Here is an 18,447-nt window from a genome sequence, read left to right on the forward strand (position 1 = left end):
CCCGGCGATGCCGGGCTTTTTCTTGGATTAAATCGTCGGCTGGTTCACCAGACCGTCTATCAGCACCTGCGGCGTGCCCTGCGAACAGCGCTCGATACGCCCGCGCACGCCGTAGACCCGCGCCAGGCTCTGCGGCGTAATCACCTGATCCGGCGCGCCGTCGGCGATCAGATCGCCATCCTGCAGCATCAGCACGTGGTCGCCGTGGCGCAGCGCGATGTTGATGTCGTGCACCACCACCACCGTCACGATGTTGCGCTTGCGGGTTTCGCGGCGCACCAAATCCATCACGTGGAATTGATAGTTGAGATCGAGCGCGCTCAGCGGCTCATCCAGCAGCAGCAGCGAAGGCTGACGGATCAGCGACTGCGCCAACCCCACCAGCTGTTTCTGGCCGCCGGACAGCTGATCGAGATAGCTCAGCGCCAGGTGGGCGATGCCCAATTGCTCCAGCAAAGCCATCACTTCCGCTTCGCTGCCGGCGTTGCTGCGGCCGCCCGAGGCGCGCTGCGCCACGATGATCGACTCCAGCACGTGCAGGTGCACCCCGGCGGGCAGCGACTGCGGCAAATACACCACTTTCTCCGCCCGACGGGCGAACGGCATCTGCATCAGATCGCCGTCGTCCAGCCACAGCTTGCCCTGCGCCGGGTTCAGCCCGGCCAGCGAGCGCAGTAGCGTCGATTTGCCGCTGCCGTTCGGCCCCAGCAGCACGGTGATTTGCCCGCGCGGCAGCATCGGCACCGAGAGATCGTCGATCACCTGGCGCTTCGGGTAGCCCGCCGAGAAGTGTTCTATTCGCAGGCCCTGGCTCATACGTTCCCCCGGTGGCGCAGAATAATGCTCAGGAAGAACGGCACCCCGACCAGCGACGTGACGATGCCCACCGGAATGATCACGCCAGGCACCAAATTTTTCGACGCCACCGAGGCCATCGACAGCACCAGCGCGCCAATCAGCGCGCTGGCCGGCAGATAGAAACGGTGATCTTCGCCGAAGATCATGCGGGCGATGTGCGGCGCCACCAGGCCGATAAAGCCGATCGGCCCGACGAACGCCACCGCCAGCGCCGAAAGGATGCTGATGCGCAGCAGCGTGGTCAGCCGCAGACGGCGCACGTCGATGCCGAAGCTCACCGCCCGGTCTTCACCCAGGCGCAGCGCGGTCAGTTTCCACGAGCTCATCATCGACAGCGGCAGCAGCACGGCGAACACGCCGAACAGAATGCCCAGCTTGTCCCACGAGGCGCGCGCCAGGCTGCCCATGGTCCAGAACACCAGCCCCTGCAGCGTGTCCTCGCTGGCGATGAACTGCATCATCGACACCAGCGCGTTGAAGGTAAACACCAGCGCGATGCCGAACAGCACCACGCCGGAGGTGGCGACCCGCGTCCAGCGCGTGATGCCGTCGAGCATCAGCGCGGCGAACAGCGCGAAGATAAAGGCGTTGGCGGAGATGAACCACTGATCGGGAATGCCCGGAATGCCGATGCCGAGCACGATCGCCAGCGCGGCGCCAAAGGCCGCGGCGGAAGACACGCCGAGGGTAAAGGGGCTGGCCAGCGGGTTATTCAGGATGGTCTGCATTTCCGCCCCGGCCAGGCCGAGCGCAAACCCCACCACCACCGCCATCAGCGCGTAAGGCAAGCGGATGTCCCAGACGATCACCCGCGTGCCGGCATCGGCCGCCGCGGGGTCAAGCAGCGTTTGCCATAAGGACGACAGCGACAGCCCGGACGGCCCCATGGTGAAATCCAGCAGCAGCGAGCCCAGGATCGCCAGTGCCAATACGCCCATCATCAACAGGCGATGGCGAAGAATATGCTGATAACGCCCCATCACGCCGGCGTTGGGTTGCCCCTTGGCGTCAGTCATGGGATCGGTGGATACGCTCATTCGTTAAGATACCTGTTACAACCATCATGACAGCGGCGCGAAAGCATCCGCCGTAAACCGGAAAGCGCGCGGCGACAGCCTGCGCGCAGCCGTCAACAATAAAGCAAACGATAATACTTATCAATCATATCAATAGGTGAAAACGGCGTTATCGAAATGTAATAAATTGTTTTTCCACGCCATTCTTCAATCCATCGCGTTTACCCCCGCTGCGGCCAGCAGGTTCATTATTCTGAAAGTTATTCCTGATCCGACCAGACTCTGACAAATAACGAAAAAACCACATAGAATCCAAAATCACAGCACCGAGCGTGCAAAAAACTTCAGGCCGCCGCAAGAGCGGCCTTATTGACGAGGCTGTAATGAGAAGTCCATCTCCGGCGGTAACGCCCAAACGCCCGGCGCTGCTGAACTGGCTGTTGCACAGCCCGCTGCACGCCGATGACGAGCCGTTTAAACGCCAGCTGCGGCTCACGCTGACGCCCTCTCCTCTCACTCCCTGGCTGAATGCCGTGGGGCCGGCGGCGCTGTTGGTGGGGTACGCCTGGCTGAACCAGCGGCTGGTCGGTATCGTTCTGCTGCTCCTGTTGCTGCTGCTGACCGCCGGGCGCGCCTGGCTGGCGCAGAGGCGCCAACCCGCCTGGCCGGACGCCATGCTGGTGACGGTGTTGCTGTGGATGCTGCTGGTCGGCGCCAGCGCCGCGCTGGCGATGCTGTCGGGCCGCTTTGTGCTGATCCTGTTCGCCGGTCTGACGATCACCGCTCTGGCCTGCTGGCTGATGCAGCGCCATGCCGCCGCGCCGCGTTTCGCGCTGCTTGAGGTGATCGCGCTGACGCTGCCCTACCTGCTGGCGGCGCCGCTGTCGCGCGTGCAAAACCTGTTCGTCCTGGCGGATCTCACGCCGCTGTGGCTGGTGCTGGCCCATGGCATGATCGCGCGCTACCATCGCCAGCGGGTACAGCACGTCACGCTGGCGTGGGAGAAGCAGCAGGCGTCCCACCGCGATCGCCTGACCGGCTTCCTCAACCGCGCGGGCGGCGAGGCGGTAATGCGCAACATCTGCCGCCCTGGTACGACACAGCCAATCTCTCACCTGTTCATTCTTGAATTCGGCCCGCTGGCGGCGCTTTACCAAAGCCACGGCGTGCAGATCGGCGACGACGTGCTGCGCACCGTCGGCGAGCGCCTCAAGACGCTGATCCGCCCCAGCGACTACGTCTGCCGCTACACCGGCGGCCTGTTTTTGATACTGGTGCACGATCTGCCCTACGGCGCGGAAAGCGAGTTCCTGGCGCGCATTGTGCCGCCGCTGGAAGCGCCCTACGATTTTGGCGCGTTCGGCGAGGTGAACATGCAACTCAACGCCGGCATTTTGGCACTGACGCAGGATTATGCGACGGTGGAAGATTTGATGAGTTCGGCGCAGCAGGCACTGGCGGAAGCCAAAGGCGGGAAAAAGTAAAACCACACGCGGCGGGAGCTCCCGCCGCGTGTCACTCACCGAAGATTACTTCACGTCCATCTTCGGGAATTCCATTTCGCTGTACTTCACGACGCGGGTGCCGCGCGACAGCTTGTAACCGAACCAAATCAGCAGGAACAGCGGAATGCCGATGTAGGTGGCGGTCACGCCGTACCAGTCAATCTTGTCTTGCAGGAAGGCCTGGTAGTTCTGGCCCAGGGTAATGATCAGGCACAGCACGAAGGCGAAGATCGGCCCCAGCGGGAAGAACCCGGAACGGTATGGCAAGTCGTTCAGATCGCGCCCCTGCAGCATGTAACCGCGACGGAAACGGTAGTGGCTGATGGCGATGCCCAACCAGGCGATGAAACCGGTCATGCCCGAGGTATTCAGCAGCCACAGGTAAACCGACTGGTTGCCGAACATCGAAGTCAGGAAGCACAGCCCGGCCACCACGCAGGTCGCATACAGCGCGTTGCGCGGCACGCCGCCTTTCGACAGCTTGGCGAAGATGCGCGGCGCCTTGCCTTCCGATGCCAGGGTGTACAGCATGCGGGTAGAGGCGTACATGCCCGAGTTACCGGCGGACAGCACCGCCGTCAGGATCACCGCGTTCATCACCGCCGCCGCCGACAGCAGGCCGGCATGCTGGAACACCAGGGTGAACGGGCTGACGCTGATGTCTTTCACGTCATTGCGCAGCAGGCTCGGATCGGTGTACGGAATGATCAGGCTGATGATCAGAATGGCGAAGATATAGAACAGCAGAATACGCCAGAACACCTGACGCACCGCGCGCGGGATGTTTTTACCCGGGTTCTCCGATTCGCCGGCCGCGATGCCGATGAGCTCGGTGCCCTGGAACGAGAAGCCGACGATCATCGCCACGCCAATCATCGCCGAGAAGCCGCCGGCGAACGGCGCGTCCCCTATCGTCCAGTTCTGCCAGCCGGCGTGCTCGCCGCCTTTCAGAATGCCGACGATCATCAGCACGCCGACGGCGATGAAGATAATCACGGTGCTGACCTTGATCAGCGCGAACCAGTATTCCGCCTCGCCGAACCCTTTCACCGAAATGTAGTTCAGCAGGAACATCAGGCCGAGGAACAGCGCGCTCCAGATCCAGCCGGGGGTGTCCGGGAACCAGTAGCTCATCACCAATTGCGAAGCCACCAGGTCAACGGCGATGGTCACCGCCCAGTTGTACCAGTAGTTCCAGCCCAGCGCGAAGCCGAAGCCTTCTTCCACGTATTTGGCGCCGTAGGTGGAGAATGAACCGGAAACCGGCATAAAGGCCGCCAGTTCGCCCAGGCTGGTCATCAGGAAGTACACCATCAAACCGATCAGAGCGTAAGACAACAGCGCCCCGCCGGGGCCTGCCTGAGAAACCGTGGCGCCCGAGGCGACAAACAGGCCGGTGCCGATGGAGCCGCCGATGGCGATCATGGTCAAATGCCGGGCTTTCAGCTCGCGGCGCAATCCGGGTGCTTGCTGCCCCGATGTTTTTATATCCTGCTGAGCCATTCGTACCCTATCTGCTCTTTGAAAAAATGAGGGCGGATTGTAACAAATACCCGCCGGTGAACTAGCAACATTGCACTGATATAAGATAGCTTCATAATTCAGAGGCAATTATTAGCCGCGGCCCTTATGGCCTTACTTACTCTCATTAACGTGAGCGCGCGCAGGTTTTTATGCTTTTTCCGGCCTGCGCGGCAGCAGAGGGCGTGACGCGCTGTCGATTACAGCGCGCAATAGCTGAGAAAACGCTGCAAGGCGTTGGAAATGTGCTTTTGCCGATGGCGGATCAGGTACAGGGTGCGCCGCAGCGGCGGCAGCGGCACCGGCAGTTCCACCAGCGCGCCGCTGGCCAACTGTTCCGCCACCACCCGCCGCGACAGGCAACTGATGCCGATGCCGTGCCGCACCGCGTGCTTGATCGCCTCCGAGTTGCCGAGCTCCATCACCAGCTGGAAATGCGGCAGGTGCGCCAACAGCAGATGATCCAGCACCTCACGGGTGCCCGAACCGCGCTCGCGCAGGATCCAAGGGGCATTGGCCAGCGCCTCCAGCGTTGGCGGCTGACGGGTCAGCGGGTTGTCCGGCGCGGCGAACACCACCAGCTCGTCCTCCAGCCACGGCTGCGTCACCAGCTCCGGCATATGGCAAGGCCCTTCGATCAACCCCAGATCGACGCGGAAATCCGCCACCGCCACGATCACGTCCTGGCTATTGCCGACGTTCAGCTCCAGCGGCGTGGCCGGAAAATCCCGGCGGTAACGGGCGATCATCTCCGGCAGCATGTAGTTGCCGATGGTGCTGCTGGCGGCGATGCGCAGCGCCCCGCCGTCATGGCGAAACAGCTGCTCGATCTCCCCCGCCTGCTCCAGCAGCGCCAGCGCCTTGGGATACAGCAACCGGCCGTGCTCGTTGATCACCAGCCGTTTGCCGACGCGATCGAACAGCTGCACGCCCAGCTGCCCCTCCAGATCCGCCAGCGCCGCGCTGACCGCCGACTGCGACAGCGCCAGCACCACCGAGGCCTGAGTGGTCGAACCGCTTTTCAGCACTTCGGTGAAGACTTCCAGTTGACGCAACGTGATATGCATAGCCGTCCCGGTAATGAAAAAGGGTTCTGCCAGAGAACCGCAAAATGATGTCAACATGCTGTGGAGAGCCCAGCGAGGCCACCCCGTTTACGGCCAATTCGGCGCGCTACTTACCCAAGGCGACCAGCTGCGCCGCCGCAGCCAGCGCCGCCTCGCGCGGCGTGCCGGCTTCGTCCCGCTGTATCAATTGCAGCATCGCCACGAGATGGTCGCGGTCGATCGCCTTGTTTTCTTCAATCAACCGCCGCACCGCGCGGCCCACTTCCCGGTCTATCTGCTCTCTGCGTTGATCGTCGGTATCCATCGCCTGCTCCTGTTCAGTTGGAAAGTTGACGGCGGTTCGCCGCTCCTCCTCACCCTAGCCGCAATGCGGCTGTATGCCAATGCCTGACGCCATACCACTTATTCAGATAGGTTATAAATATATAATCAATTTCTCTTTTATTCAGCCCAAACGTACTCTTGGCAGCAAGAAACAGACTGAAGGACTGACTTTTATGGCGACTGATACCACTCATACTTACCCCGAGCGACGCTTTCCGCTGTTCGGCCTGCCGCGGCTGGTGCCGGGGCTGGCGCTGACCGGCGCGCTCACCGCGCTGGCCGTCTGGGCCGGCGACATTCCCTGGGTGGCGGAGCTGGGCCTGGGGGCGCTGACGCTGGCGATCCTGTTCGGCATTCTGGTGGGCAACACGCTGTATCCCCGCTGGCAAACCGTTTGTCACGGCGGCGTACAGCTGGCCAAGCAGCGCCTGCTGCGTCTGGGCATTATCCTGTACGGCTTCCGCCTGACCTTTCAGCAAATCGCCGACGTGGGCGCCAGCGGCATCATCATCGATGCGCTGACCCTGACCACCACCTTCCTGCTGGCCTGCTGGCTCGGCAAGAAAGTGTTCGGCATCGACAGCCAGACCGCGATGCTGATCGGCGCCGGCAGCAGCATTTGCGGCGCGGCGGCGGTGATGGCCACCGAGCCGGTGCTGAAGGCCGACTCCAGTAAAGTAGCGGTGGCGGTCTCGACCGTGGTGGTGTTCGGCACCCTGGCGATCTTCGCCTACCCATGGCTGTATCAGCTGAACGAACACTTCCAGTGGCTGCCGTTCAGCCAGGAAACCTTCGGCATCTACGCCGGCTCCACCATCCACGAAGTGGCTCAGGTGGTTGCGGCCGGGCACGCCATCGGGCCTGACGCCGAAAATGCGGCGGTGATCGCCAAGATGATCCGCGTGATGATGCTGGCGCCGTTCCTGCTGCTGCTGTCGGGCTACATCAGCCGCGGCGGCGCAGGCAAGGCGGAAAAATCCGCGATTACCATTCCGTGGTTTGCCGTGCTGTTTATCGCCGTCGCCGGGCTGAACTCCTTCAACCTGCTGCCGGCCACACTGGTGCAGCACCTGATCACCGCCGACACCTGGATGCTGGCGATGGCGATGGCGGCGCTGGGATTGACCACCCACATCAGCGCCGTGCGCCAGGCCGGGATGAAACCGATTCTGTTGGCCACGCTGCTGTTCGTCTGGCTGCTGGTCGGCGGCGGTGCGATAAACCAACTGGTGCAACACTGGCTCTAATCACTCCCTTCTGCCCCTTCTGCGGCTCGCTTCGGCGGGCCGCATTTATTCCGCCCGCCATCAATGCCATAATGTCACCGATAACACAGGAGAATGAAGATGAAGTTTGTCGGTGCACATGTCAGCGCGTCAGGCGGCGTGGATCAGGCGGTTATCCGCGCGCACGAATTGGAGGCGACCGCGTTCGCCCTGTTCACCAAAAATCAGCGTCAATGGAAGGCCGCGCCGCTGGCCGCTGACGTGATCGATAAGTTCAAGAGCGCCTGCGCCCAGTACGGCTTCGGGCCGGGGCAGATCCTGCCGCACGACAGCTACCTGATCAACCTGGGCCACCCGGTGGCCGACGCGTTGGAAAAATCGCGCGAGGCGTTCATCGACGAGCTGCAGCGCTGCGAACAGCTGGGGCTGACGCTGCTGAACTTCCACCCCGGCAGCCACCTGCTGCAAATCGATGAAGACAAGTGCCTGGCGCGCATCGCCGAATCGATCAACATCGCGCTGGATAAAACCGCCGGCGTGACGGCCGTGATCGAAAACACCGCCGGCCAGGGCAGCAACCTGGGCTTCAAATTCGAGCACCTGGCGGCGATCATCGACGGCGTGGAAGACAAAAGCCGCGTCGGCGTTTGCATCGACACCTGCCACGCCTTCGCCGCCGGGTACGATCTGCGTACCGAAGAAGACTGCGAACACACCTTCAAACAGCTCGGCGACATCGTCGGCTTCAACTACCTGCGCGGCATGCACCTGAACGACGCCAAGAGCGAGTTCAACAGCCGCGTCGACCGCCACCACAGCCTGGGGGAAGGCAACATCGGCAAAACGGTGTTCAGCTACATCATGCGCGATCCGCGCTTCGACAATATCCCGCTGATTCTGGAAACGGTAAACCCGGATATCTGGGCGGAAGAGATCGCCTGGCTGAAAGCGCAGCAGTAACGCGGCGCCAAAACGACAAAACCGGAGCCTGGGCTCCGGTTTTTTTATGGCTGGACGTCGTTACGCCACGCTGGCCGCCGGCACTTCAGCACGTTTCAGCAGGGCGTAAGCCACGCCCGCCAGCAGCGTACCGGCGGCGATCGCCACCAGGTACAGCAACACCGGCGAAATTGCGCCCGGGATCAGCAGCACGAACAGCCCGCCGTGCGGTGCCATCAACTTGGCGCCGAACGCCATCGACAGCGCGCCGGTCAGCGCCCCGCCGGCAATGCAGCACGGCAGCACGCGCATCGGGTCGCGGGCGGCGAACGGAATCGCCCCTTCGGTGATGAAGCACAGCCCCAGCACCAGCGCTGCCTTGCCGCCTTCCTGTTCGGATTTCGGGAACTTGCGGCGCGCCAGCAGCGTCGCCAGCCCCATCGCCAGCGGCGGCACCATACCCGCCGCCATGATCGCCGCCATCGGCGCATACACCGAGGAGCTGAGCAACGCCACGCCGAAGGCGTAGGCCGCTTTGTTCACCGGGCCGCCCATGTCGGTACACATCATGCCGCCGAGGATCGCCCCCAGGAGCACGGCGTTGGCGGTGCCCAACGATTGCAGCCAATGGGTCAGGCCTTCCATGATTTTCGCCACCGGCGTGCCGACCACGTAAATCATGATAAGACCGGTGATCAGACTGGCCACCAGCGGAATGATCAAGATGGGCTTCAGCGCTTCCATACTCTGCGGCAGGCGCAGCTTGCTGCTGATCGCCTTGGCGACGTAACCCGCCAGGAAACCGGCGATGATGCCGCCGAGGAACCCGGCGCCGGTGCTCACCGCCAGCATGCCGCCGATCAGGCCCGGCGTCAGGCCAGGGCGATCCGCGATGGAGAAGGCGATGAAACCGGCCAATACCGGCACCATCAGCGCAAAGGCGGAGCCGCCGCCGATCTGCATCAGCGCCGCCGCCAACGTGTCTTTGACTTCAAACGCCTTAATGCCGAACACGAACGACAGCGCGATGCACAGGCCACCGGCCACCACCATCGGCAGCATGTAGGACACGCCGGTCAGCAGGTGACGATACGGGCCGTTGCCCTCTTTCTTTTTACCCGCCGGCGCCGCGCTACCGCGCTGCTGCGGCTGGAACACCTCAGCCTCGGCCAGCGCCTTGCCCAGCTCCTGGGCAGTTTTCTTCAGCGCCAGGCCGGTGGAAGTGCGGTACATCGGCTTACCGGCGAATTTATCCAGGTCCACCTCAATATCCGCCGCGACGATCACCAGATCCGCCGCCGCCACCTCTTCCGGGGTGATGGCGTTGCCGGCGCCGACGGAGCCGCGCGTTTCCACCTTCACCCACCAGCCGCGTTTCTTCGCTTCGCTTTCAATGGCTTCGGCCGCCATAAAGGTGTGCGCCACGCCGGTTGGGCAAGCGGTGATCGCCACGATGCGTTTTTGCCCACCGGCTTTCACCGGCGCCGCAACCTGCGGCGCCTGATAGGTTTCAGCTTCGGCCTTGGCGCGCGCCAGAAAAGCGTCCGGCTCCCGCACCGCCTGTTCTACATCGCCCACATACACCAATTTGCCGTTCAGCCCGGCGTCAGCCGGGGCCGACTGCCCCGCCACCGCCACCAGTTCGGCGTCCTGCAGCGACTCGACCAGCGTCAGGCCGGTTTTGGCCGCGGCGGCCTCCAGCATGCGTTTCGCCAGGTGGCCACGGGCCTGCCCCAGCGAACTGTCTACCATCAGCAGCGTTTTCATTCTGCCTCCTGCTATTGATTGAAAGGTTTCAGATCGACGCGCGCCATCATCGCGGCCAACTGGGGACGATCGGTCACGCCGACGTTGCTCTGGCTGACCGCCAGCGCCGCTACCGCCGTGGCCAGACGCAAGGTGTGTTCGCTGGATTCGCGCATCAGCAGGCCGTAAATCAGGCCGCCGACCATCGAATCACCGGCGCCCACGGTGCTGACCACCTCACAGGACGGCGGTTTGGCGATCCAGGCACCGGAGGCGTTAACCCACAGCGCGCCTTCCGCGCCGAGGGAGATCACCACGTGGGCGATGCCCTGCTCGCGCAGCGCATGCGCGGCCTCGACCACGTCCGCCAGCGCCGGCAGCGGGCGGCCGGCCCAGATCTCCAGCTCGCGGCGGTTCGGCTTCACCAGCCACGGCGAGGCCTTCAACCCGGCGACCAGCGCTTCTCGGCTGCTGTCGAAAATGATGCACGGACACTTGGCGCGCAGCTGGGTCATCCAGTCGGTAAAGGCATCGGGATCGACGCCGGCCGGCAGGCTGCCGCTCACCGCCACCATGTCGAACTGGCCCAGCCAGCTCAGCGAGTCGCTGACGAAGCGATCCCAGTCCTGCGGCGTCACTTCAAAACCGGAGAAATTGAAATCGGTGACTTCGCCGTCTTTTTCCGTCAGCTTGACGTTGATGCGGGTGCGGCCCGGCACCACCTGGAAGCGGTTGGCGATCCCCAGATCGCTGAACAGCAGCTGGAAACCGTCCTGATTGTCTTTGCCCAGGAAGCCGCCGACGGTGACGTCGATGCCCAAATCCTTCAACACCTTGGCGACGTTGATGCCCTTACCGGCGGCGTGCAGGCCGGCGGTTTTTACCCGGTTGACTTCCCCGCGTTCGATCTGCGGGCAAAACCCCACCAGATCGTACGCCGGGTTCAGGGTGATCGTTGCTACTCTTCTGCTCATGCTGCGCCCTCGCCCAGTCCTTCATTAATCGCTTCGCCGATCGCCTTCAGCGCGGCTTCAGCATCTTCTCCATTGGCGGTAAAGCGCAGGTGATGCCCTTTTTTCACGCCCAGCGCCACCACCTTCATCAGGCTGCGCCCGTTGGCCGGCTTGCCGCTGCCGTCCAGGTTGGTGACGGTGATGTCACTGTTGAAACTTTTGATCACGTTGACCAGCGCCGTGCCCGGCCGTGCGTGCAGGCCGTGCTCGTTGCGGATCACGAACTCGGCGCTCAGTACGCTGCTCTCCTCGGCCACTTCGCTGGTCAGCAGCGCCAGCACCCCGGCGGCATCCGCCTTCAGCAGGCGTTCAGCTTTGTTGGCCAGCAGCAGATCGCTGAGGTAGTTGAGCACCGCCAGCGGCTGCGCGTCGGCGACCGACACCGTCAGCAGCAGCGCCACCGGCTCGCCGTCTTCCACGAAAGCCTGCGCCGGGCGGCTGACGGTGGCCGCGCTGGCCAGGTTGCCTTCAACGCTGTCGCTCAGCCAGATGCCCTGCCCCAGGTTCAGCGGCTTGCGGGTAATGGCATCGCTGACGAACTGCGCGTTGACCGCGCCGGCCTTTTGCAGCCGGCCGGCGTTCAGCGCCTGCAGCGTCATCAGGCTGTCGGCCGCGACGTCGAGCGCAATCAGCGAAACGTCGAACTGGAATTCGGCGCTCTGCTGCTCGCCCATCAGCAGGCCGCGCAGCTCTTCCGCGGAGGTGGTTTTCGCCAGCCGCTCCGCCACGCCGTCATCGCTCAGCACGTGAGTAAGCTGGCGCAGCAGCGCCAAATGCTCGTCGGAACGGGCGGCGATGCCGATCGCCACATAGGCGGTCTGGCCTTCGCCCCAGGCGATGCCCTGCGGGAACTGGAACACCTGCACGCCGGTTTTCAGCACCAGATCGCGGGTATCGGTGGTGCCGTGCGGAATGGCGATGCCGTTGCCCAGATAGGTGGACGTCTGCAGTTCGCGCTGCAGCATGCCGTCCACGTAACCGGCGCTGACGCAGCCGGCTTCGGTCAGGGCGGCGGCCACCTGGCGGATGGCCTCCTGCTTATCGGCGGCAGCGGCGCCCAGATGAATGTCTTGCGGTGACAACTGGAACATGATTCTCCTCTCCTGCTGAATTGAATCGTTTCAGCTTCATTGAGAAAAAGGAGCGTTACCCGCTCGCCACAAGCGGCCGGATAACGCTGAAACGTTTCAAGGAGTGTGTGAGCAGCGCAAGGCGAAAGCAAGCTTTCTCCCTTTTGCCATTGCAGATTTTTGAGCTTACGCACACTTTCGCCGGCGCATTGGTCAGCGCCGGGGCAAAATGACATACTGTGCTGAAACTTTGCTGACGGAGAAAAGCATGAACGTAGTGACCGGCGTCGGGGTGATCATCGTCAACCCGCAGGGCGAGATTTTGTTGGGCAAGCGCTGCGGTTCCCACGCGCCCTTTTGGTCGATCCCCGGTGGGCATCTGGAGGCCGGTGAAACCTTCGAGCAGTGCGCCCGGCGCGAAATCGCCGAAGAGACCGGGCTGCTCATCGATCCGCCGCGCTTCGTGGGCGTCAGCAACAATCTGCAAACCTGGCGCGCCGAAGGCAAACACACGGTGTCTGTCTGCCTGCAGGTGGATCACCCCGGCGGCAGCGCCGAGTTGAAAGAACCCGAAAAGTGCGCCGAGTGGCGCTGGTGCGCGCCCGACGCCCTGCCGGAACCGCATTTCGAAGCCAGCCGCACCGCCATCCGGCTATGGCTGAGCGGCCAGCCCTATTTGCCCACGGCCTGAGCCATCGCGAACGCGTCCTGCGTTCGCTTCCCCTGCCGCTCGATCCCATCGCTATATACACCAGAATATAACGCTATTTTTTGCGATATATGCCCTTTTTTTGACTACGGATAACCCTATGGGGTTAACCCTCTTCTATATTACCCCTGCAATCGACGTGGCATTCTGACCTCCGGTCGGCGGCCTTTTGGCAAGATTTTATTTTAAATTCATAATTATAAGCGGGTTTACCATGAGCAAAAAACTGACTGGCTTTGAAAAAAAGCGCCGGTGGGGATGGCTATGGCTTTTGCTGCTGGGGATTATCCTCGGCGCGGCGCTGTTGGCCGGGACCGCCACCGTATTCCATAAAACCAGCGATACCGCCTTCTGCGTTTCCTGCCACACCATGCAACAGCCGCTGGCCGAATATCAGGGCAGCGTCCACTTCCAAAACACCAAGGGCATCCGCGCCGAGTGCGCCGACTGCCACGTGCCGCACCAGCCGATCGATTACCTGTGGACCAAAATCCGCGCGGTGAAAGACATTTACGGCGAAATGGTCGGCACCATCGATACGCCGGAAAAATACGAAGCGCACAAGCTGGCGATGGCGCAGTCGGTCTGGAAAACGCTGAAAGAGAACGACTCAGCCACCTGCCGCTCCTGCCACAGCTACGACGCCATGGACATTACCGCCCAGCGCCCTGAGGCGCGCCTGCAGCACCCGGTGGCGATCAAACAGGGCGAGACCTGCATCGATTGCCATAAGGGCGTGGCTCACATCCTGCCGGACATGAGCGGCGAAACCGAGGCCGGCGCCGCCGAGCTGGCGAAGGCCGCGGCGCTGACCGCACCGGACGCCACCACCCTCTACACCATCGCCACCGAACCGTTCTTCCTCAGCGCGGACGACAGCCATAACGCCGGCAACCTGATGCCTTCCACCGAAGTGCAGGTGGTGAAACAGGATGGCGATAAGGTACTGGCCACCGTGAGCGGCTGGCAGCAGGACGGGGTCAGCGAAGTGTTCTACGCCGCGCAGGGCAAACGCATCCTCAGCGTGCTGCTGGGTGAAGACGCGCGCCAACAACTGAAGACCGCCTCCACCCAGACCGATGCGGAAACCGGCCTGGTCTGGCATCAGGTTTCTCTGCAGGTGTGGCTGCCGCGTAAACAGTTGATTGACGATCAGCAAAAAATCTGGCGCTACGCCGCGGACATGATGTCGGCCAACTGCACCGGCTGCCACGGGCTGACCGCGCTCGATCGCTTCAACGCCAACCAATGGATTGGCGTCATCAAAGGCATGGCGCCGCGCACCTCGCTGACGCAGGAACAGCTGCGCGTGCTGACGCAATACGTACAAAAACACGCCAGCGACATGCCACCTGCCGCACCGGCCAAGCTTTAAGGGAGAAGCGCAATGAGCAACCAACAACCGTTAACCATGAGCCGCCGCCGCTTCCTGACCGGAGCCGCCGCGCTGGCCGCCGCCCCGCTGCTGGCGGGCCTATGGCCCAAAGCGGCGCTGGCGCAGGCCATCAGCGAAGCGCTGCCGCAGTTCATCGCCTTGCGTCAGGCGCAGAAAGGCATTCTGACCGGCGCCCACTGGGGCGCGTTCGAGGCCATCGTGCAAGACGGCAAGATGGTGGGCGTGCAGCCGGTGCAGGACGATCCGTATCCGAATGAGCTGATCGCCATGGCGCCTTATCAGGTGCACGCCGAGAACCGCATCAAATACCCGATGGTGCGTAAAAGCTGGCTGGAGGGCGGCCCCGGCAGCCGCACCGAGCTGCGCGGCCGCGACGAGTGGGTGCGCGTCAGCTGGGACAAAGCGACCGAGCTGGTGTGCAATGAGATCACTCGCCTGCAAAGAGATCACGGGCCGCAGTCGATCTACGCCGGTTCCTACGGCTGGAAAAGCGTCGGCATGCTGCACAACAGCCGCACGCTGCTGCAACGCCTGATGAACCTGACCGGCGGTTTCCTCGGCTACGCCGGCGACTACTCCACCGGCGCGGCGCAGGTGATCATGTCGCACGTGGTCGGTTCGATGGAGGTCTACGAACAGCAGACCGCCTGGCCGAACGTAATTGAGAACAGCGAGCTGGTGATCCTGTGGGGCTGCAACCCGATGGTCACGCTGAAAAACAGCTGGAACGTGCCGGATCACGTCGGCCAGACCGGCTTCGAGGCGCTGAAGAAGAAAGGCACCCGGGTGATCAGCATCGATCCGGTGCACAGCGACAGCGCCAAGTTCGTCAATGCGCAGTGGATCGCCCCGCGCCCTTATACCGACGGCGCCATGCTGATCGGCATCGCCCACACGCTGCTGACCGAGAAGCTGCATAACCCGGACTTCCTGAAAACCTACACCGTCGGCTTCGACAAGTTCCAGGCCTACCTGCTGGGCGAGAGCGACGGCGTAGCGAAAACCGCCGAATGGGCGGCCGACATCAGCGGCGTCGATGCCGACACGCTGCGCCAACTGGCGCGCGAGATGGCGAAACACCGCACCATGATCATGGGCGGCTGGGGCATTCAGCGCCAGCACCACGGCGAACAGCAGCACTGGCTGCTGGTGACGGTGGCGGCGATGCTCGGCCAGATCGGCCTGCCGGGCGGCGGCTTCGGCTTCAGCTACCACTATTCCTCCGGCGGCAGCCCGACCGCCAAAGGCGGCATCATCGCCGGCATCTCCGCCGGCAACGCGCCGAAGAACTCGCCGGCGCCGATCCCGGTGGCACGCATCGCCGAATGCCTGAGCAACCCGGGCAAAACCATCGACTTCAACGGCGCCAAGGTCACCTACCCCGAGGTGAAAATGGTATATGTGGCGGGCGGCAACACCTTCCACCAGCATCAGGACACCAATAACCTGGTCAAAGCCTGGCAGCGGCCGGACACCATCGTGGTCAACGAGCCTTACTGGACCGCCACCGCCAAGCATGCCGACATCGTGCTGCCGGCCACCACCAGCTACGAGCGCAACGATCTGGAAATGGGCGGCGACTATTCGCAGCTCTACGTGTTCCCGATGCACCAATGCGTGCCGCCGCAGCACGAGTCGCGCAGCGACTTCGACATCTTCTCGGCGATGGCGGCCAGGCTGGGCGTGCAGGAAGCCTTTACCGAGGGCAAGGATGAAACCCAGTGGCTGAAAGGCATGTACGACGACATGAAGAACCAGGCGCGCGCCGCCCGGGTGGCGCTGCCGCCGTTCGACATGTTCTGGCAATCCAACAACTACGTGCGCTTCCCGGTGCCGGAGGCCAACAAGCAGTGGGTGCGCTTTGCCGATTATCGCGACAACCCGCTGCTGAACCCGCTGGGCACGCCGTCGGGCAAGATCGAGATCTACTCCGACGCCATCGCCAAAATGCATTACGAGGATTGCCCCGGCATCCCGACCTGGATGCCGCCGCACGAGTGGTATCGCGGGCCGGAAGCGGCCAAGTATCCGCTGTCGCTCAATACCGCGCACCCGACCAACCGGCTGCACTCTCAGCTCGACAACACGCCGCTGCGCGAGAAATACGCGGTAGCGGATCGTGAAGCGATCCTGATCCACCCGCAGGACGCGCAGCCGCGCGGCATCAGCGGCGGCGATCTGGTGCGGGCGTTCAACGATCGCGGCCAGATCCTGGTGGGGGCGGTGGTCAGCGAAGACGTGCGGCCGGGCGTGGTGCGCATCAGCGAAGGCGCCTGGTTCGATCCGGCCGATCCGGCGCAGCCCGGCTCGCTGTGCAAGAACGGCAACGTCAACTGCCTGACCTTCGACATCGGCTCTTCCAGCCTGGCGCAGGGCAACTGCGGGCAGATGGCGCAGCTGCAGATCGAGAAGTATCGGGGGCCGGTATTGAAAAATACCGCGCACGCGGTGCCGCAAGGCGCCTGATCCCGCGATAACCCGCGATAAACTGGGGCGCGCAACGCGCCCCTTTTTTCTCGTCGCCGCGCGACATATCCGCTTACCCTTCGCCGCAAGGGAGCGGTTTGCGTTTCATTTCAACGGGCGTATGATGCGCGCGACCTCCCTTTTTCGACGAATTATCAACCGCCATGCCGACTTCATCCGCAGTAACGCGACGCGCGCCCGATCTCACTTCGCTGGCCTTTTTGGCGGTGGCGTTTCTGACCGGCATCGCCGGCGCGTTGCAAACCCCGACGCTGAGCCTGTTTCTGGAAACCGAGGTCAAGGTACGGCCGGCGCTGGTCGGGCTGTTCTTTACCGGCAGCGCGGTGATCGGCATTCTGGTCAGCCAGTTTCTCGCCGGCCGTTCGGATAAACAAGGCGACCGCAAATCACTGATCTTCCTCTGCTGCATGCTGGGTGCGCTGGGGTTCACGCTGTTCGCCTGGAGCCGCAACTATTACCTGCTGCTGCTCGTCGGCGTGCTGCTCACCAGCTTCGGCTCCACCGCCAATCCGCAGATGTTTGCGCTGGCGCGCGAGCATGCCGATCGCACCGGACGCGAGGCGGTGATGTTCACCTCCATCATGCGCGCCCAGGTTTCCCTTGCCTGGGTCATTGGCCCGCCGATCGCCTTCGCGCTGGCGCTGGGCTTCGGCTTTAAGGTCATGTATCTGGCGGGCGCGGCGGCCTTTGTGCTGTGCGGCCTGCTGGTGTGGAAGCGGCTGCCTTCGATGCCGAAAACCGCGGCGACGAACGCGCCCCTGGCCGCACCACGGCAGCATCGCCGCGATTCGCTGCTGCTGTTCGTCGCCTGCACCCTGATGTGGACCGCCAACAGCATGTACCTGATCAACATGCCGCTGTATGTGGTGCACGAGCTGCGGCTGCCGGAGCGGCTGGCCGGGATACTGATGGGCGCCGCCGCCGGGCTGGAGATCCCAATCATGCTGATCGCCGGCATGGTGGCGAAACGCTGCGGCAAGCGTTGTTTGATGCGCGGGGCGGTGGTCGCCGGCGTGCTGTTCTATTGCGGCCTGCTGTTTATCACCGGCAGTTGGCCGCTGATTGCCCTGCAGCTGCTGAATGCGGCGTTTATCGGCGTGCTGGCTGGCATCGGCATGCTCTACTTTCAGGATTTGATGCCCGGTCAGGCCGGCACGGCCACCACGCTGTTCACCAACACCATTCGGGTAGGCTGGATCATCGCCGGCGCCATCGCCGGTGCAGTGACGGAAATCTGGAATTACCATGCGGTGTTTTACGCCGCGCTGGCGATGGCGGCAGGCGCGACGCTGTGTCTGTGGACGTTGAGGGAAGCTTAAGGCGCGGTGTCCGCTTCCAGCCTGGCGAGATAAATCAGCGCCTGATCGCGGTGATCGTGGCACATGTCGCGGCTCGGCTGCAGGCTGCCGCACACCTTCGGCCGCAGCGGCGAATGAAACAGGCCACAGCACAGCCGTTCATCCAGATGAATGCAGCGGGTATTGGCGGGCTTGCCGTTCGGCATGCCGGGGATCGGGCTGGATATTGACGGCGCGATACAGCAGGCGCCGCAGTCGCTGCGACAGTCCAT

16 protein-coding genes are annotated in these 18,447 nt (G+C 63.2%); 7 read left to right on the forward strand and 9 right to left on the reverse strand.

Going from position 1 to position 18,447, the window contains the following annotated elements:
• Positions 1-27: 27 nt before the first annotated feature.
• Positions 28-816 (reverse strand): ABC transporter ATP-binding protein, encoded by a 789-nt coding sequence (locus ACJ8MK_RS09805; protein ID WP_033647994.1) that lies wholly within the window; start codon positions 814-816, stop codon positions 28-30.
• Positions 813-1,895 (reverse strand): FecCD family ABC transporter permease, encoded by a 1,083-nt coding sequence (locus ACJ8MK_RS09810; protein ID WP_031300718.1) that lies wholly within the window; start codon positions 1,893-1,895, stop codon positions 813-815. Before ACJ8MK_RS09810 ends, ACJ8MK_RS09805 begins: the two co-directional genes overlap by 4 nt.
• Before the next feature lie 362 nt (positions 1,896-2,257).
• Here ACJ8MK_RS09810 and ACJ8MK_RS09815 point away from each other — a divergent pair, with 362 nt between their 5' ends.
• Positions 2,258-3,358 carry a GGDEF domain-containing protein gene (locus tag ACJ8MK_RS09815; protein ID WP_039565091.1) on the forward strand — a complete coding sequence of 367 codons (1,101 nt, stop codon included), beginning with the start codon at positions 2,258-2,260 and terminating at the stop codon, positions 3,356-3,358.
• A 45-nt stretch (positions 3,359-3,403) separates the two neighbouring features.
• Here the strand turns inward: ACJ8MK_RS09815 and ACJ8MK_RS09820 are convergent, their stop codons facing one another.
• From ACJ8MK_RS09820 to ACJ8MK_RS09830, 3 genes are all read right to left on the reverse strand, one after another.
• On the reverse strand, positions 3,404-4,882 hold the full coding sequence (locus ACJ8MK_RS09820; protein ID WP_033635259.1) for an amino acid permease: 1,479 nt from the start codon (positions 4,880-4,882) through the stop codon (positions 3,404-3,406).
• Between the two features lie 218 nt (positions 4,883-5,100).
• On the reverse strand, positions 5,101-5,967 hold the full coding sequence (gene yieE, locus ACJ8MK_RS09825) for a DNA-binding transcriptional regulator YeiE (RefSeq protein ID WP_016926991.1): 867 nt from the start codon (positions 5,965-5,967) through the stop codon (positions 5,101-5,103).
• Between the two features lie 106 nt (positions 5,968-6,073).
• Positions 6,074-6,271, reverse strand: coding sequence for a hypothetical protein (locus tag ACJ8MK_RS09830; RefSeq protein WP_033647996.1), 198 nt, complete (start codon positions 6,269-6,271; stop codon positions 6,074-6,076).
• Positions 6,272-6,464: 193 nt separating this feature from the next.
• Between ACJ8MK_RS09830 and ACJ8MK_RS09835 the strand changes: the two genes are divergently transcribed.
• Together ACJ8MK_RS09835 and nfo are read left to right on the forward strand one after the other, a co-directional pair.
• Entirely contained in the window at positions 6,465-7,538 is a 1,074-nt protein-coding gene (locus ACJ8MK_RS09835; RefSeq protein WP_033653801.1) for a YeiH family putative sulfate export transporter, read from the forward strand.
• 99 nt (positions 7,539-7,637) lie between these two features.
• Positions 7,638-8,477, forward strand: a complete 840-nt coding sequence (gene nfo / locus ACJ8MK_RS09840) for a deoxyribonuclease IV (RefSeq protein WP_033635262.1) — start codon at positions 7,638-7,640, stop codon at positions 8,475-8,477.
• Positions 8,478-8,537: 60 nt separating this feature from the next.
• Here the strand turns inward: nfo and fruA are convergent, their stop codons facing one another.
• From fruA to fruB, 3 genes are read right to left on the reverse strand one after another with little or no spacing between them, the layout of a single operon-like run.
• Complete coding sequence (gene fruA, locus ACJ8MK_RS09845) at positions 8,538-10,223, reverse strand: PTS fructose transporter subunit IIBC (protein WP_442517710.1); 1,686 nt, start codon at positions 10,221-10,223, stop codon at positions 8,538-8,540.
• Positions 10,224-10,234: 11 nt separating this feature from the next.
• Positions 10,235-11,176 (reverse strand): 1-phosphofructokinase, encoded by a 942-nt coding sequence (fruK, locus tag ACJ8MK_RS09850; RefSeq protein ID WP_004935702.1) that lies wholly within the window; start codon positions 11,174-11,176, stop codon positions 10,235-10,237.
• Positions 11,173-12,306, reverse strand: coding sequence for a fused PTS fructose transporter subunit IIA/HPr protein (gene fruB / locus ACJ8MK_RS09855; RefSeq protein WP_033635264.1), 1,134 nt, complete (start codon positions 12,304-12,306; stop codon positions 11,173-11,175). The genes fruK and fruB overlap by 4 nt, the downstream gene beginning before the upstream one ends.
• A 247-nt stretch (positions 12,307-12,553) precedes the next feature.
• On the opposite strand from fruB, the gene ACJ8MK_RS09860 reads away from it, so the two are divergent.
• The 4 genes from ACJ8MK_RS09860 (at position 12,554) to ACJ8MK_RS09875 (ending at position 18,196) form a co-directional block, all read left to right on the forward strand.
• A complete protein-coding gene (locus ACJ8MK_RS09860; RefSeq protein ID WP_033635266.1) occupies positions 12,554-12,976 on the forward strand; it encodes a nucleotide triphosphate diphosphatase NUDT15 in 423 nt (140 codons plus the stop codon).
• A gap of 232 nt (positions 12,977-13,208) precedes the next feature.
• Complete coding sequence (locus tag ACJ8MK_RS09865; RefSeq protein ID WP_342133810.1) at positions 13,209-14,369, forward strand: NapC/NirT family cytochrome c; 1,161 nt, start codon at positions 13,209-13,211, stop codon at positions 14,367-14,369.
• Positions 14,370-14,381: 12 nt separating this feature from the next.
• The gene (gene torA / locus ACJ8MK_RS09870) at positions 14,382-16,856 is read left to right on the forward strand and encodes a trimethylamine-N-oxide reductase TorA (RefSeq protein ID WP_049195144.1); all 2,475 of its coding nucleotides are present in this window, start codon (positions 14,382-14,384) and stop codon (positions 16,854-16,856) included.
• A 164-nt stretch (positions 16,857-17,020) separates the two neighbouring features.
• Positions 17,021-18,196, forward strand: coding sequence for a sugar efflux transporter (locus tag ACJ8MK_RS09875; RefSeq protein ID WP_442517711.1), 1,176 nt, complete (start codon positions 17,021-17,023; stop codon positions 18,194-18,196).
• On the opposite strand, the gene ACJ8MK_RS09880 is transcribed toward ACJ8MK_RS09875, so the two are convergent.
• A complete protein-coding gene (locus ACJ8MK_RS09880) occupies positions 18,193-18,447 on the reverse strand; it encodes a YkgJ family cysteine cluster protein (protein ID WP_110158175.1) in 255 nt (84 codons plus the stop codon). The two genes, ACJ8MK_RS09875 and ACJ8MK_RS09880, sit on opposite strands and share 4 nt — an antisense overlap.

The organism is Serratia sp. CY38905, from assembly GCF_052168875.1.
In the GTDB taxonomy this organism is placed as follows: domain Bacteria; phylum Pseudomonadota; class Gammaproteobacteria; order Enterobacterales; family Enterobacteriaceae; genus Serratia; species Serratia sarumanii.

What these genes read in the sequence shown, in the direction of transcription:
- yieE (WP_016926991.1), bottom strand. Translation starts at nt 5,967, where the DNA reads ATGCATATCACGTTGCGTCAACTGGAAGTCTTCACCGAAGTGCTGAAA.
- ACJ8MK_RS09835 (WP_033653801.1), top strand. Translation starts at nt 6,465, where the DNA reads ATGGCGACTGATACCACTCATACTTACCCCGAGCGACGCTTTCCGCTG.
- ACJ8MK_RS09810 (WP_031300718.1), bottom strand. Translation starts at nt 1,895, where the DNA reads ATGAGCGTATCCACCGATCCCATGACTGACGCCAAGGGGCAACCCAAC.
- ACJ8MK_RS09865 (WP_342133810.1), top strand. Translation starts at nt 13,209, where the DNA reads ATGAGCAAAAAACTGACTGGCTTTGAAAAAAAGCGCCGGTGGGGATGG.
- fruA (WP_442517710.1), bottom strand. Translation starts at nt 10,223, where the DNA reads ATGAAAACGCTGCTGATGGTAGACAGTTCGCTGGGGCAGGCCCGTGGC.
- ACJ8MK_RS09880 (WP_110158175.1), bottom strand. Translation starts at nt 18,447, where the DNA reads ATGGACTGTCGCAGCGACTGCGGCGCCTGCTGTATCGCGCCGTCAATA.
- ACJ8MK_RS09875 (WP_442517711.1), top strand. Translation starts at nt 17,021, where the DNA reads ATGCCGACTTCATCCGCAGTAACGCGACGCGCGCCCGATCTCACTTCG.
- fruK (WP_004935702.1), bottom strand. Translation starts at nt 11,176, where the DNA reads ATGAGCAGAAGAGTAGCAACGATCACCCTGAACCCGGCGTACGATCTG.
- torA (WP_049195144.1), top strand. Translation starts at nt 14,382, where the DNA reads ATGAGCAACCAACAACCGTTAACCATGAGCCGCCGCCGCTTCCTGACC.
- ACJ8MK_RS09820 (WP_033635259.1), bottom strand. Translation starts at nt 4,882, where the DNA reads ATGGCTCAGCAGGATATAAAAACATCGGGGCAGCAAGCACCCGGATTG.
- ACJ8MK_RS09860 (WP_033635266.1), top strand. Translation starts at nt 12,554, where the DNA reads ATGAACGTAGTGACCGGCGTCGGGGTGATCATCGTCAACCCGCAGGGC.
- nfo (WP_033635262.1), top strand. Translation starts at nt 7,638, where the DNA reads ATGAAGTTTGTCGGTGCACATGTCAGCGCGTCAGGCGGCGTGGATCAG.
- ACJ8MK_RS09830 (WP_033647996.1), bottom strand. Translation starts at nt 6,271, where the DNA reads ATGGATACCGACGATCAACGCAGAGAGCAGATAGACCGGGAAGTGGGC.
- ACJ8MK_RS09815 (WP_039565091.1), top strand. Translation starts at nt 2,258, where the DNA reads ATGAGAAGTCCATCTCCGGCGGTAACGCCCAAACGCCCGGCGCTGCTG.
- ACJ8MK_RS09805 (WP_033647994.1), bottom strand. Translation starts at nt 816, where the DNA reads ATGAGCCAGGGCCTGCGAATAGAACACTTCTCGGCGGGCTACCCGAAG.
- fruB (WP_033635264.1), bottom strand. Translation starts at nt 12,306, where the DNA reads ATGTTCCAGTTGTCACCGCAAGACATTCATCTGGGCGCCGCTGCCGCC.